At 60.9% G+C, this 13,721-nt stretch carries 16 protein-coding genes; 3 read left to right on the top strand and 13 right to left on the bottom strand.

From position 1 onward, the window contains the following. Window positions 1-34: 34 nt before the first annotated feature. Window positions 35-553, top strand: a complete 519-nt coding sequence (locus ACI77D_RS11955; protein WP_407016612.1) for an acyloxyacyl hydrolase — start codon at window positions 35-37, stop codon at window positions 551-553. Between the two features lie 152 nt (window positions 554-705). On the opposite strand, the gene ACI77D_RS11950 is transcribed toward ACI77D_RS11955, so the two are convergent. The 12 genes from ACI77D_RS11950 to ACI77D_RS11895 all read right to left on the bottom strand — a co-directional run bounded on the left by ACI77D_RS11950 (window position 706) and on the right by ACI77D_RS11895 (window position 10,715). Further along, window positions 706-1,011, bottom strand: coding sequence for a YkgJ family cysteine cluster protein (locus tag ACI77D_RS11950; RefSeq protein ID WP_016977069.1), 306 nt, complete (start codon window positions 1,009-1,011; stop codon window positions 706-708). A 54-nt stretch (window positions 1,012-1,065) separates the two neighbouring features. Continuing rightward, window positions 1,066-1,557 carry a DUF2878 domain-containing protein gene (locus ACI77D_RS11945; RefSeq protein ID WP_064450613.1) on the bottom strand — a complete coding sequence of 164 codons (492 nt, stop codon included), beginning with the start codon at window positions 1,555-1,557 and terminating at the stop codon, window positions 1,066-1,068. Beyond that, a complete protein-coding gene (locus ACI77D_RS11940; protein ID WP_064450614.1) occupies window positions 1,550-2,821 on the bottom strand; it encodes a cyclopropane-fatty-acyl-phospholipid synthase family protein in 1,272 nt (423 codons plus the stop codon). The genes ACI77D_RS11945 and ACI77D_RS11940 overlap by 8 nt, the downstream gene beginning before the upstream one ends. Then, entirely contained in the window at window positions 2,808-3,617 is an 810-nt protein-coding gene (locus ACI77D_RS11935) for a DUF1365 domain-containing protein (RefSeq protein WP_407016611.1), read from the bottom strand. Before ACI77D_RS11935 ends, ACI77D_RS11940 begins: the two co-directional genes overlap by 14 nt. Beyond that, window positions 3,614-4,861, bottom strand: a complete 1,248-nt coding sequence (locus tag ACI77D_RS11930; protein ID WP_407016610.1) for an NAD(P)/FAD-dependent oxidoreductase — start codon at window positions 4,859-4,861, stop codon at window positions 3,614-3,616. Before ACI77D_RS11930 ends, ACI77D_RS11935 begins: the two co-directional genes overlap by 4 nt. Next, window positions 4,858-5,640: an SDR family oxidoreductase gene (locus tag ACI77D_RS11925; RefSeq protein WP_064450617.1), complete on the bottom strand. Its 783-nt coding sequence runs from the start codon at window positions 5,638-5,640 to the stop codon at window positions 4,858-4,860. Before ACI77D_RS11925 ends, ACI77D_RS11930 begins: the two co-directional genes overlap by 4 nt. Continuing rightward, the gene (locus tag ACI77D_RS11920; RefSeq protein WP_407016608.1) at window positions 5,637-6,059 is read right to left on the bottom strand and encodes a nuclear transport factor 2 family protein; all 423 of its coding nucleotides are present in this window, start codon (window positions 6,057-6,059) and stop codon (window positions 5,637-5,639) included. The genes ACI77D_RS11925 and ACI77D_RS11920 overlap by 4 nt, the downstream gene beginning before the upstream one ends. Continuing rightward, the gene (gene phrB, locus ACI77D_RS11915; protein ID WP_407016607.1) at window positions 6,052-7,497 is read right to left on the bottom strand and encodes a deoxyribodipyrimidine photo-lyase; all 1,446 of its coding nucleotides are present in this window, start codon (window positions 7,495-7,497) and stop codon (window positions 6,052-6,054) included. The genes ACI77D_RS11920 and phrB overlap by 8 nt, the downstream gene beginning before the upstream one ends. Continuing rightward, window positions 7,498-8,427 (bottom strand): MerR family transcriptional regulator, encoded by a 930-nt coding sequence (locus ACI77D_RS11910; protein ID WP_407016606.1) that lies wholly within the window; start codon window positions 8,425-8,427, stop codon window positions 7,498-7,500. A gap of 17 nt (window positions 8,428-8,444) precedes the next feature. Beyond that, window positions 8,445-9,404: a DUF523 and DUF1722 domain-containing protein gene (locus tag ACI77D_RS11905; RefSeq protein ID WP_064450621.1), complete on the bottom strand. Its 960-nt coding sequence runs from the start codon at window positions 9,402-9,404 to the stop codon at window positions 8,445-8,447. Between the two features lie 112 nt (window positions 9,405-9,516). Continuing rightward, entirely contained in the window at window positions 9,517-9,732 is a 216-nt protein-coding gene (locus ACI77D_RS11900; protein ID WP_064450622.1) for a TIGR02450 family Trp-rich protein, read from the bottom strand. Beyond that, window positions 9,729-10,715, bottom strand: a complete 987-nt coding sequence (locus ACI77D_RS11895; RefSeq protein ID WP_221293892.1) for an NAD(P)/FAD-dependent oxidoreductase — start codon at window positions 10,713-10,715, stop codon at window positions 9,729-9,731. Before ACI77D_RS11895 ends, ACI77D_RS11900 begins: the two co-directional genes overlap by 4 nt. Before the next feature lie 211 nt (window positions 10,716-10,926). Between ACI77D_RS11895 and ACI77D_RS11890 the strand changes: the two genes are divergently transcribed. Continuing rightward, window positions 10,927-11,826: a TIGR01777 family oxidoreductase gene (locus tag ACI77D_RS11890; protein ID WP_407016605.1), complete on the top strand. Its 900-nt coding sequence runs from the start codon at window positions 10,927-10,929 to the stop codon at window positions 11,824-11,826. A 14-nt stretch (window positions 11,827-11,840) separates the two neighbouring features. Next, window positions 11,841-12,866 (top strand): ferrochelatase, encoded by a 1,026-nt coding sequence (gene hemH, locus ACI77D_RS11885; protein ID WP_407016604.1) that lies wholly within the window; start codon window positions 11,841-11,843, stop codon window positions 12,864-12,866. 134 nt (window positions 12,867-13,000) lie between these two features. Here the strand turns inward: hemH and ACI77D_RS11880 are convergent, their stop codons facing one another. Next, the gene (locus ACI77D_RS11880) at window positions 13,001-13,720 is read right to left on the bottom strand and encodes a DUF4198 domain-containing protein (protein ID WP_064450626.1); all 720 of its coding nucleotides are present in this window, start codon (window positions 13,718-13,720) and stop codon (window positions 13,001-13,003) included. Window position 13,721 lies beyond the last annotated feature (1 nt).

Below are 13,721 nucleotides of genomic sequence, written 5' to 3'. Positions count from 1 at the left end.
ACCATACAACTTCGTTCTCAAAGGACTGTTTCTTATGAAGCGCTTGTTCTGTTTGGCTGCGATTGCGGCCGTGGTGGTAGGGCACTCGGTTTCGGCGCAGGCTGCCGGCCTGGAATTGGGTGTGGGGAGCACCAGTGAGTCGACCATGACCTATCGACTTGGGCTGACGTCGGATTGGGATAAGAGCTGGTGGCAGAGCGATACCGGCCGACTGACGGGCTATTGGAGCGGCGCCTACACGTATTGGGATGGCGACAAGCGCGCCAGTGTGAGCAGCCTGTCATTCTCGCCGGTATTTGTGTACGAGTTTGCCGGTCAGTCGGTCAAACCCTATATCGAGGCGGGGGTCGGCGTGGCCGTGTTCTCACGTACGCGGGTCGAAGACAACAACATCGGCCAGGCCTTCCAGTTCGAAGACCGCCTGGGCTTTGGTTTGCGCTTTGCCGGTGGGCATGAAGTGGGCATCCGCGCCACGCACTATTCCAACGCGGGTATCAGCAGCAATAACGACGGGGTAGAGAGCTATTCGTTGCACTACACGTTGGCGTTGTAATGCGTTAGAGACGACTTTTCAGACCGGCGCAAAATTAAATGTGGGAGCGGGCTTGCTCGCGAAAGCGGTGTATCAGTCAACTCTTCGGTGACTGACACTCTGCCTTCGCGAGCAAGCCCGCTCCCACATTTTGATTTTCATCGGTCTCAGGTTCAGCGGTAAGCCGTCGCAATCCCTTCGCGCTCGGTCAAGCACTCCGGTGCGCCCATCTCGAATTCCCGACAGATCAGCGGGCGTCGCTCGTAAATCGTGCACATCATCGTGTCCCGATCCAGCGCCGCGCACCAGCCGTCATCCAGGCGCAGCATCACTTCGCCGCCCCAATCGTCGGTATCGATATAACGCTCCGGCACGCCCGTGTCGGTGATCAGCATGACTTCCAGCTGGCAGCAACAGGCCGCGCACGTCGAGCAGGTGACGGCGGGTTCGGTGATTTGAGTGTGCGGGATGTTAGTCATAGGCGCGCAGTGTAAGGCAAGCGCATCAACAGCGTGTGATTGCACTGACGGACGTCAGTGCCCGAGTTGCCGTGCGATCCAGTGCATCACCGGGAACAGGATCGCCCAAAGCAGGCCCAGGCCGATCATGGTCGGCACAGTGCCGTACCCGAAACTCACACCGGCCAATTGGCTGCCAGCGTAATAAGACAACGGCCCGCCCATCGCACCTAATAAGCTGGCGCGCCACCAGGGCTGCGCGCTCCAGGCCAGGCAATGGCGCAGCGTGGTCGCCAGCAAAGCCCACAGCAGCACCAGCCAGAAAGGTATCAGTGGCCCCGGAAAGCTGAAGTGAAAGACGCCAAAGGTGCGCAGCGAGGTGTCGATGACGGTGCCCAGCAGGGTCACGGCGAGGATCACTTGCCCCTCCGCAGACCATGCACTTATCCACAGCAGGTGGATGGCCAGCACTGCGCCCGCTACCAGCAGCCATCGGCTGTCACCGCCCAGTACGCAGGCAAACCAGCCGCACTGGAACAGCACGGCATTCGCCAGCGGTTTAAGCACTGAAACGCCCGAGCAATGGCGGGTTGATGGCCGCCGGCTTGGCCAGCAGCAGTTGCGCGGTACCAATTGTTCGTTCCATGAATCCGCCTTCGCAATAGCACAAATAGAATTCCCACAAGCGCAGGAAATACTCATCGTAGCCCAGCTCTGCGAGGCGGCCATGGGCGCGACGAAAGTTCTCATGCCACAGGCGCAAGGTTTTCGCGTAGTGCAGGCCGAAGTCCTCCATGTGCAGCAGGTTCATGTCGGTGTCGCGGCTGACGATGTGCAGCATGTTCTGCACACAGGGCAGGGCGCCACCGGGGAAAATATAGCGCTGGATGAAGTCGACGCTGTTCTTGGCCTGCTCGAAGCGCTGTTCACGAATAGTGATGGCTTGCAGCAACATCAACCCGTCGCTCTTGAGCAAGTGCGCGCACTGCTTGAAGTAGGTCGGCAGGAAGCGATGGCCCACCGCTTCGATCATCTCGATGGACACCAGCTTGTCGTACTGGCCGGTCAGGTCGCGGTAGTCCTGCAACAACAGGGTCACCTGGTCCTTGAGCCCCAAGGCCTCGATGCGTTTTTCAGTGTAGGCAAACTGTTCTTTGGACAAGGTTGTGGTGGTGACTTTGCAGCCATAATGCTGCGCCGCGTACAACGCCATGCTGCCCCAGCCGGTGCCGATTTCCAGCAAATGGTCAGTGGGTTTGAGCGCGAGCTTCTGGCAGATGCGTTCCAGCTTGTTCAGTTGCGCCTGTTCCAGGGTGTCGTCGGGCGTCAGAAATTGCGCGGCCGAATACATCATGGTCGGGTCGAGGAATTCTTCGAACAGGTCGTTGCCCAGGTCGTAGTGGGCGGCGATGTTTTTCTGTGAGCCTTTGCGTGTATTGCGGTTGAGCCAGTGCAGGCCTTGGGTGAACGGCCGTGCCAGGCGCGCCAGCCCGCCTTCCATGGCGTCGAGCACCTCCAGGTTACTCACCATCACGCGCACCACCGAAGTCAGGTCCGGCGTGGTCCAGTAACCGTGGATAAACGCCTCGCCGGCGCCTATCGAACCGTTGGCCGCCACCAGGCCCCATACCGCTGAGTCGAGGATCTGGATTTCCCCCAGCAGGTGCGCTTCGCGTGCGCCGAACACTTGGCGTTCGCCGTCCTCGATCACCACCAACTGGCCGTGGCGCAGCTGGCTGAGTTGACGCAGCACCGCCTTGCGCAGCAGCGCGCTGGTCATGCCGTTGACGTTCAGGCGGTTGGTTTTGACCGATAAGCTAGGGGATTTCATGGCGGCGATCCTTGGTATACCCGACTGCGGTGCGAGAGGCGCCATCGGCGGCCTGATGAGGAAAAATCGGTGTTCGTTTGAGCAATAGGCGCATGGCCTGCCAGTAAATGGCGAGGCAGGTTTTGGCGGTCATCCACGGAAAGCGCCACAGGTAGCGATGCAGGCTGGCGCGGTTGAGCGCTTCTTTGTGCAGGCTCAAGGTGGCGTCGAAGACTTTCAACTCGCCTTGCCAATCGGCCATGTGCACGCCGAGCTTGGCGGCGGGCGGGCTGAAGCTCATGCGGTATTCCAGGTCGCGCGCCAAAAACGGCGAGACATGGAAGGCCTTGGCCACGGCGAAGTGCTGATGCTCATCCGCGCCGAGGGCCTGGGCCGGCAGCACGTAGTGATAGCGCTCGCGCCATGGGGTGTTGGTCACTTCACACAGGATCGCGGCCAGTTGGCCATCGGCCTCGAAACAGTAGAAGAAACTCACCGGGTTAAAAGCCAGGCCCCAACTGCGGGCCTGGGTCAGCAGGCAGATAACGCCCTGGGGTGTACGCCCCAAGGCCTTGCCGACTTCCTGGCGCACGGCATCGCTCAAGCTCATGCCGTGGCGGGTAAATTCACGCAGGTAATCCTGCTGGCGAAAGCCGAAGGGCGCCAGCCAGCTCGTGCCGGCCAGCGGCGACAAGCCGAGCACTTCGTCTTGTTCGCTTAAATCCAGGTACAGCAGGCCGATGCGGTAGCGAAAGGCATGGGCCTTGGGCGCAAACCGGCGATGGGCGATCCAGCCGCTGTACAGGGCGCTGTTCACAGGGTTTCTCCAAAGGCTTGAGCCACGCGCAATGCGCTGACCACGCCATCTTCATGGAAACCGTTGGCCCAGTAAGCGCCGCAATAAAACGTATTGCGCGCACCGAGCAATTCTTCCCAACGCCCTTGGGCGTCCACAGCGGCAAGGCTGTATTGCGGGTGGGCGTAGGTGTAGCGCGCGAGAATTTTCAGCGGGTTGATCATCGGCGTCTGGTTCAGGCTGACGCAGAAGGTGGTGGCGCTGTCGATACCTTGCAGGATGTTCATGTCGTAGGTGACGGCGGCCTGGGTTTGCGCAGTGCCGGTCAGCCGGTAATTCCAGCTGGCCCAGGCCAGTTTGCGGTCCGGCAACAGGCGCGTGTCGGTGTGCAGCACCACATCATTGTCGGCGTAGGGCAATGCGCCGAGGATCTCTTGTTCGGCCTGGCTCGGGTCGGCCAGCATGGCCAGGGCCTGATCGCTGTGACAGGCGAACACCACGCGATCAAATGTTTCGCTGCCGGCAGGGCTGTGGATAACCACGCCGTCGTCTGTGCGTTCTACTTTATGCACAGGGCAATTGAGGCGGATCTGCTCGCGAAAACTGCGTGTCAGCGGCTCGATGTAGCTGCTGGAGCCCCCTTCGATCACGCACCACTGTGGCCGGTTGCTGATCGACAGCAAGCCGTGGTTCTTGAAGAAACGCACAAAGAATTGCAGCGGAAACCCCAGCATGTCGGTCAGGGACATCGACCAGATCGCTGCGCCCATCGGCACGATGTAATGCCGGATAAACCGCGGGCCGTAACCGCCGGCTTCGAGGTAGTCGCCGAGGGTCATCTGCGCGCTGATCCGCTGCTCTTGCAGGTCCAGCGGCGCTTGGCGGTTGAAGCGCAAAATGTCGCGCAACATGCCCCAGAACCCAGGCGACAGAATATTGCGCCGTTGCGCAAACAGGCTGTTGAGGTTGTTGCCGTTGTACTCGAACCCGGCATTCTGGTCACACACCGAAAAGCTCATCTCGGTGGGCTTGAACTTCACACCGATCTGCCCAAGCAGGCGGATGAAGTTGGGGTAGGTCCAGTCGTTGAACACGATAAAGCCGGTGTCCACCGCATAGCTTTTGCCCTCGACGGTGACGTTGACCGTGTGGGTATGCCCGCCGATCCGCTCGCCCGCTTCGAACAGGCTGATGTCATGGCGGCGGCTGAGCAGGTACGCGCTGGTCAGCCCGGCGATGCCGCTGCCGATAATGGCGATCTTCACAGTCTGTCCTTCTGCGGCGGAGGGCTGCGCAGCATGCGTTTGCCGATGATCAGTTGGACGCGGTTGGGCAGCTTCGACAGCGGCCACAGGGTGGCGATAAACAGCGCGGGAAAGGCGATTTCCAGCGGGCGTTTGCCCAGTTTGGCAAAGATATGTTTCGCGGCCTTGTCGGCTGACCAGCTCAAGGGCATCGGGAAATCGTTGCGCTCGGTCAGCGGCGTGTCGACGAAACCCGGGCTGATGACCGTGACGTCGATGTTCTCGGACGACAGGCTGATGCGCAGGGATTCGAACAGGTAGCGCAGCCCGGCTTTGGACGCGCCATAGGCTTCGGCACGTGGCATCGGCAGGTAAGTCACGGCGCTGGCCACGCCCACCAGGTGCGGTGATTGCCCGGCGCGTAACAGTGGCAGCGCGGCTTCAATGCAATAAGCGCTTGCCAGCAGGTTGGTGCGCACCACGTGCTCGACGATGGAGGCGTCAAACTGCCGGGCGTCCACGTATTCACAGGTGCCGGCGTTGAGGATCACCGTGTCCAGTGAGCCCCAAACCACGCTGATGTGCTCGCCAATCTCGCGCACGGTCTGGCTGTTGGTCAGGTCGCCGGCCACCACCAGCACTTGTCCTGGATAACGTTGGGCGAGTGCTTCCAGCGGGCCTTTTGTGCGCGAGCTGAGGGCTACGTGGGCGCCGCTGTTGAGCAACTCCACGGCCAGCGAGGCACCGATGCCACTGCTGGCGCCGGTCAGCCAATATCGGCGGGGCGGTGTCAGGCTCATCCCATTCTCCTTTTCAGCAAACGGACTGCGGGGCCGAGTATTGGCAGGTGTTCATAGAGCAAGGCACCGGCATCGAAATAGTCACGATGGCGGTACACCTTGTCGCGCCACATCAGGTGTGAGCAGCCTTCCACGCGTATCACTTTTCCGCGGTTCAGTCGCGGGTGGCAAAAACTCATTTTCCAGCGCAAGTAGCCTTCGCCTTCGGCCACTTGGTCGAAGCCGTGAAAGTCGAAACGCAGCTGGCTGACATTGCTGTACAGCTCGGCGAAGTAGCGGTGCATCGCCGGTAAGCCATGCACTTCATGCAGCGGGTCGGTAAAGGCGATGTCCTTGCTGTACAGGCCGTCGAGCAGGTGCAGGTTGTGCTTGTCCAGCGTCGCAAAGGCCTGGGCGAACCGGGGCAGGAAGTCACTCATGTAAACCTCCGACCGCTTCGCGCGAGGGCAGGCTGCGGAAAGCGGCCAAGGCCCGTTCACGGGATTGCTTCAGGTCTACAATCGCGCGCGGGTAGTGCGCCACACCGAACAGGCCGCCGACGGCCTCGGGGTTGTGCACTTCCTTTTTATTCAGCGCGGCCAGTTCGGGTAGCCAGTGCTTGATGAACACGCCTTCACTGTCGAATTTTTCGGACTGGCTCAGCGGGCTGAAAATTCGGAAATAGGGCGCCGAGTCGGTACCGGTGGATGAGCTCCACTGCCAGCCGCCGTTGTTGGCCGCCAGGTCGCCGTCGATCAGGTGGCGCATGAAAAAACGCTCGCCCTCGCGCCAGTCGATCAGCAGGTTCTTGGTCAGGAACATCGCTACCACCATGCGCAGGCGGTTGTGCATCCAGCCGGTTTCCAGCAATTGGCGCATGGCCGCGTCGATGATCGGCAGGCCGGTGCGCGCTTCCTGCCAGGCGGCGAGGTCTTTGGGCGCATCGCGCCAGGCCACTGCTTCGGTTTCGGGGCGGAAGGCGCGATGGCGCGAGACCCTTGGATAGCCGACCAGGATATGTTTGTAGAACTCGCGCCATAGCAGCTCGTTGATCCAGGTGATCGTGCCCACATCGCCACTTTCGAACTCGCCCTGGTTGGTCTGCAAGGCGGCATGCAGGCACTGTCGCGGTGAAACCACACCGGCAGCGAGGTAGGCGGAAAGCTGGCTGGTGCCGGGTTTGGCCGGAAAGTCGCGTTCGTCCTTGTAGTAGCTGATCTGCTGGTCGGCGAAAGCGTCGAGACGGCGTCTGGCTTCGTCCTCACCGGCGGGCCAGAGCGCCCGCAAGGTTTCGCTGGGCGGCTGGAACCCTTCAACCTGTGTGGGGACGGGGTCGCTTTTCACGTGCGTTTTGGCTTGGGCTTTTGGCGTTGCTACCAGGCGCGGGAGGGCGCTGTGCAGGCGGCTGTAGCAGACTTTGCGGAACTGGCTGAAGACCTGGAAGTAGGTGCCGGTTTTGGTCAACACACTGCCGGGTTGGAAAAACAGCTGGTCCAGATAAGGGTGGAACGTCACGCCGTCGGCTTCCAGGGCTTTGGCGACGGCGGTATCGCGGCGGCTCTCGTGGATGCCGTATTCCTCGTTGACGTGCACCGACTCAATCGACAGTTCCCGGCACAGCGTGCTCAGCACGGCGGGGGCCTGGTCCCAGGTCGCGGCGGTGCGGATCAGCAAGGGAATGTTCAATGCGCCGAGCGCCTGGCTCAGGTGCTGCAGGTTGCGCAGCCAAAAGTCGACTTTGCAGGGCGCGTCATCGTGGGCCAGCCATTGTTCGGGGCTGATCAGGTACACGGCAACGACCGGGCCTCGCTGGCTCGCGGCGGCCAGGGCGGTGTTGTCGTTCAGGCGCAGGTCGGTGCGCAGCCAGATCAAATGCATTTAAAGAAGTCCACGCTGGATCAGTATCTGATGGGCCGACAACGGGTCTTCGGCCACGAACAATTCAGGGGTGTCACGGGTTAATACGGCTAACTCGGCCTGGTGGATGCATACCGTTGGTCCGGCAATCAATGTTGGGCAACTGACGCCGCCCAGCAGTTTCGGGAGCGAGGGCAGGTGCAGGGCCTTGCTCGAATACAGCAGCACGGCACGCGGTTGCAGGTGTTCCACGGCCAATGCCAATTCACCGGACGGCAAAGGCCAATCGAACACTTCCACGGGGCAATCGGCGCTGCTGGCGAGCCACGCGCTGAGCCACAGGTGCGGCTCCAGGGGCAGGTCGGAGTGGTTGACCAGCAGCAGCGGGGCGCCTTGCAGTTGGCGATTGTTGTGGTAGATCCGCGCGCCGAACTTGCTGCGCAGCCATGACAGGAAAAACACCCGTTCCATCTGCGCGCCGAATTGGCCCTGCCAGCGTTGTTCGAGCTCTTGCAGCAGCGGCAGCATCAATTGCTCGCACAAGGTACGTGGCGGGTAGAGCGCCATGGCCTGGTTGAACGCGTCGTCGACCCGGCGCTCGGCCAAGTCGCTGATCGCGGTCACCAGGTTCTGGCGCAACGCGTGCCATTCGTTTTCGACGGTTTCGGGGCTGATTTGGGCGGTGTCGATAAGGTTTTTTACCTGGCTGACCGGTACGCCGCGGTTGAGCCAGGTGAGGATGGTGTGGATGCGTTGCACGTGCTCGGCGCTGAACAGCCGATGACCTTTGGGCGTGCGCTGGGGCACGATCAAGCCGTAGCGGCGTTCCCAGGCGCGCAGCGTCACAGCGTTGACGCCGGTCTGGCGTGCCACTTCACGAATCGGCAGCCAGCCGTCTTCGAGGGCTTGGGTGATGTCTTCGCCTGGTTCGTCTTGCGGGGCAGCGTTCATGAGGTGCTTTTCATGGGTTAGATCGCATTGCGTAGGCTGAGGTTTTCCGGGTGCGGTTGCAGGTAGGCCTGCTGCGCGATGTAGCGGTCCGGGTGTTGGCGAAAGTGGTGTTTGAGCAGAGTAAGGGGCACCACCAGCGGCACGATGCCGTGGCGGTACTGGCCGATGACCGTTTGCATTTCCTGCTTGTCGTCGGCGCTGATGGCCTGCTTGAGGTAGCCGCTGATGTGTTGCAGCACATTGGAGTGGGTGCCCCGGGTGGCGCATTTTTTCAGGCCGATCATCAGTTCGCTGAAGTAACCGGCGGCCAACTCATCAAGGTTGATGCCCTTGCCCATGCTGCCCAGCAAGTGGCCAAGGCTTTTGTAATGCACGGGGCTGTGGGCCATCAGCAGGTATTTGTAGCGCGAGTGAAAAGCCAGCAGGCGGTGACGCGTCAGGCCTTCGGCCAGCAGCTGTTGCCAGCTGGCATATACGAATACGCGGGTCAGGAAGTTTTCCCGCAATACCGGGTCATTCAGCCGACCGTCTTCTTCCACCGGCAGGTTGGGGTGGCGTAAACAAAATGCCTGGGCGTAAATGCCACGCCCGCCGCCCTCTACTGGCGTACCGTTATCGCGGTAGACCTTGACCCGTTCCAGGCCGCACGAGGGCGATTTTTGCATGAAGATGTAGCCGCACAGGTCGGTATGTTCCGCAGCCATTTGCTGGCCGTAATCGTCCAACGGCTGCGTCACATTGAGCTCACGGCGCACGCTGCCGACGGCTTGCGGGTGGTCAGGGTCGCCCACCAGGCGGATCGGTTCGCGGGGGATGCCCAGGCCGATTGCGACTTCGGGGCACAGCGGCACAAACTCGAAGTAGTCGGCCAGGGTTTGGCTGCACAGCAGGGATTGTTTGTGTCCGCCGTTGAAGCGCACGTTCTCGCCTAACAGGCAGGCGCTGATGGCGATCTTCGGTTTTCCAGTGCTGGACATGTTCAAACCTCTCCGAGATTCCTGTACACACAGTTAAGCCTGTACAACTGGATCTCATCATAGGTTTGATGCTGTACAAGTCAATTATTTTGTACAAGTATTTGCGGGCAGGCTATTTCCAGCCGATTCGCCACACTTCAGCATTTTGCAGGGTTTGCCAGGCCAGGCGTTCGGTGCGCTGGGTCATGACGGCTTGCAGTTCGATGTCGAGCACGGTGCCTTCTTCATCACGAAACAGTTCGGTGACCAAGAAGTGTTTCTCCTTGTTGCGTGGATGCGCTGCTGTCCATTTCGACAGCAGCAATTTGGCTGGGTTGATGCGATTCATTGCAGGTGCTCGATCAAACGTCGCGCGGCTTCCTGGCCGCTGAGCCACGCGCCCTCGACCCGGCCGGACAGGCACCAGTCGCCACACACATACAAGCCCAGGTCAGCATCGGCCAGTACACCGAACTCATGGCTGCTTGAAGGGCGTGCGTAGAGCCAGCGATGGGCCAGGCTGAAGGACGGTGCGGGCATGGCGCTGTGCAGTAATTCGGCGAAGGCACCGTGCAGATGTTCGATCACCGCTTCCTTGGGCAGGTCCAGATGCGCCTTGCTCCAGGCACTGGTGGCGTGCAGTACCCACGTGTCGAGGGTGGTGTCGCGCCCAGGTTTACTGCGGTTGCGCGCCAGCCAGTCGAGGGGGCTGTCTTGCACGAAGCAGCCTTCCATCGGTGTATCCAAAGGTTTGTCGAAGGCCAGCGCAATCGCCCAGGTCGGGTCCATCTTCACCCCGGCGGCAGCACTCGCCAGCTTGGGCGCAGCGGCCAGCAGCGCGGTGGCTTGTGGTGCGGGGGTGGCGATCACCACATGGCTGAATGGGCCGTGATTGCCACCGTCCGCGTCCAGCAGGTTCCAATGCTGTTTGCCTTGGAACACTTCGGTGATGCGGCAACCGAACTCCACCGGCAAATCGTCGAGCAGCGCGCGGGTGATGGCGCTCATGCGCGGCGTGCCGACCCAGCGGATCTGTTCATCGGGGGAGGGCGTGAGTTGGCCGGACTTGAAGTTGTACAGCTGCGGTTTCCACTGTTCGGCCCAGCCGTTGCTTTGCCAGCGTTGCACCTCGTTGACGAAGCGCCGGTCGCGGGCGGTGAAATATTGGGCGCCCATGTCCAGCGCGCCGGCATCGCTGCGTTTGCTGGACATGCGGCCGCCACTACCACGGCTTTTATCGAAGAGTTGTACAGCGTGCCCCGCGTCTCTTAACGCTCGGGCGGCGGAGAGACCGGCGATGCCGGTGCCGATGATCGCGATGGGAACAGTCATGGGAGGCCTCGTTTTACCGTTGGGTACAGACTACGCCGACACCAATAGCTGTACAATATTGTTTTTTGGTATAAGTTTTGGCGTACCTGTTCTTGTGGCGTGACCTATGGTTAAAGCTGAGGCTTAAACCAACGTAACGCCCCCTTACATAAAATCCCTGCTTATAAAATAGACTAGCGATGGGCGGCAAACGTTACATGAGGAGGAACCCATGCATATTTTGCTGACCGGCGGTACTGGCTTGATTGGTCGCCAACTCTGCCAGCACTGGCTTGCCCAAGGGCATCGCCTGACTGTTTGGAGCCGTGAACCGGACACCGTGGCCAAATGGTGCGGTGATGAGGTGTTGGGTGTAGGCCGCCTGCAGGACGTGACAGGTTCCGTAGATACGGTGGTCAATCTGGCCGGCGCGCCCATCGCTGATCGTCCGTGGACGAAAAAGCGCAAGGCCTTGTTGTGGAGCAGTCGCATCAGTCTCACCGAAACGCTGCTGGCGTGGATGGAAGGCTTGGCGCAAAAGCCGGCGGTGCTGATTTCCGGTTCAGCCGTGGGCTGGTATGGCGACGGCGGCGAGCGCGAATTGACCGAAGCCAGTGGCCCGGTGCTGGACGACTTCCCCAGCCAGCTGTGTATCGCCTGGGAAGAAACCGCGTTGCGCGCCGAATCCCTGGGCGTGCGGGTGGTGCTGGTGCGCACCGGCCTGGTATTGGCGGCGCAGGGCGGCTTTTTGTCACGGCTGCTGCTGCCGTTCAAACTGGCGCTGGGCGGGCCGATTGGCGATGGTCGGCAGTGGATGCCGTGGGTACATATCAAAGATCAAATCGCCCTGATTGATTTTCTTCTGCACAAGGGTGACGCCAGCGGTCCTTATAATGCTTGCGCTCCGCACCCGGTGCGTAACCGCGAGTTCGCCAAGACCCTGGGCCAGGTGTTGCACCGCCCGGCGTTCATGCCGATGCCGGCGTTTGCATTGAAGGTCGGGCTGGGCGAGCTGTCCGGGTTATTGCTGGGCGGGCAGAAGGCAGTTCCCGAACGGCTGCTGGCTGCCGGTTTCACTTTTCAGTTCACTGAGTTGCACGCGGCCCTGGAAGACTTGTCCAGCCGCCTCTAGAGATAGGATGTTGCATGACGGATCACGCGTTGTTACTGGTCAACCTGGGTTCACCGGCGTCCACTTCGGTGGCCGATGTGCGCAGCTACCTCAATCAGTTCCTGATGGACCCTTACGTGATCGACCTGCCGTGGCCGGTGCGGCGTTTGCTGGTGTCGCTGATCCTGATCAAGCGTCCGGAGCAGTCCGCGCATGCTTATGCCTCGATCTGGTGGGACGAGGGCTCGCCGCTGGTTGTCTTGAGCCGTCGCCTGCAGCAGCAAATGACGGCGCAGTGGACCCAGGGCCCGGTGGAACTGGCGATGCGTTACGGCGAGCCGTCCCTTGAAACCACGTTGACGCGCCTGGCTGCCCAGGGCATCGAAAAAATCACCCTGGCGCCGCTGTACCCGCAGTTTGCCGACAGCACCGTGACCACGGTGATTGAAGAAGCCAAACGTGTCGTGCGCGATAAAAAGCTCAAGGTGCAGTTCTCGATCCTGCAACCGTTCTACGATCAGCCGGAATACCTCGACGCGCTGGTCGCGAGCGTCCGGCCCTATGTGGAACAGGATTACGATCATTTACTGCTGAGTTTTCACGGCCTGCCCGAGCGTCATCTCACAAAGCTCGACCCTACCGGGGGGCATTGCTTTAAGGATGCCGATTGCTGCAAGAACGCCTCGCCCGAGGTGCTTGCCACTTGTTATCGCGCGCAATGCTTCAGCGTTGCGCGTAACTTTGCCGCGCGCATGGGGCTGCCGGAGGGCAAGTGGTCGGTGGCCTTCCAGTCGCGCCTGGGCCGGGCGAAGTGGATTGAACCCTACACCGAAGCACGTCTGGAAGCGCTGGCCCAACAAGGCGTGAAAAAGTTGCTGGTGATGTGCCCGGCATTTGTGGCGGACTGCATTGAGACGCTGGAAGAGATTGGTGACCGCGGCCTGGAGCAGTTCCGCGAAGCGGGCGGCGAGGAGTTGGTGTTGGTGCCGTGCCTCAATGATGACCCGCAGTGGGCAGCGGCGCTCAATACACTGTGTGAAAGAGCGCCGTTGGCACTGTAATCAGATTGTCGAAACGATAGAAATCAAATGTGGGAGTCGGGCTTGCCCGCGATAGCGATGCATCAGCCACTGGAAGTATCGACTGACACATCGCCATCGCGGGCAAGCCCGGCTCCCACATTGTTTTGTAGTGTTTACTCGTGGTGGGGTTCGCCGAGGAAGGTCAGCGAGGTGAACAGCCCCCGTGTCGCCACATCAGCATTGTCTTTTAGCGGCAGCTCCACTTGCGCGGCAATCACATTCAAACCTTCATTACGCACCAGCACTTGGGCCCGCCCGTCTTTGTCGGTCTCGGTGCTCAGGGTGTTCGGCGCATTGCGATAGTCGCCCACCAGCTTGATCCCCGCCGCTGGCTTGCCATCCAGCAGCACCCGCACGGGCAGTGACCTGCCAGGTCCTACCGTCAGCGGATCAACTTCTGGCAGGATCAACAGCTTGATCTGATCCAGCTTCGGCAACTTCGCCCCCGGCTGGTAAATCGCCAGGCTGTACTTGAAGGTCTGGGTCGACTCAATCGCCCCGGGCACTTTGCTGCGGCCCTGGTTGATCCACTTCTTGTCCGCCGTCTGCGACCACATCCCGTTATCCAATGCGACGGCTAAAACGGCGGGCGATTTCAGCGGCTGCAGGCGCGCGTGGTCGGCCAGGCGCTCCACGGTCACCGGGATCATCTTGCCGCTGGCGTCATAGGCCCAGGCGCCGCTGATTTTCTGCGCCTTGAAGGCGTTATCTTCCGCGCCGTGGCCATAGATGACTTCGATATTTCCGCGTCGTTGTTCGGTCCACAGGCCGTGGGCCGAGACCTGGCTGGCAAACAATAAGCCGAGTACGGCCAGGGATTTGAAGGCTTGCATG

Origin of the sequence: Pseudomonas sp. O39, assembly GCF_045447295.1 — a bacterium.
In the GTDB taxonomy this organism is placed as follows: domain Bacteria; phylum Pseudomonadota; class Gammaproteobacteria; order Pseudomonadales; family Pseudomonadaceae; genus Aquipseudomonas; species Aquipseudomonas antarctica_A.
The sequence above is the reverse complement of the archived record's forward strand: the minus strand, read 5'-3'. Positions and strand labels throughout refer to the sequence as shown.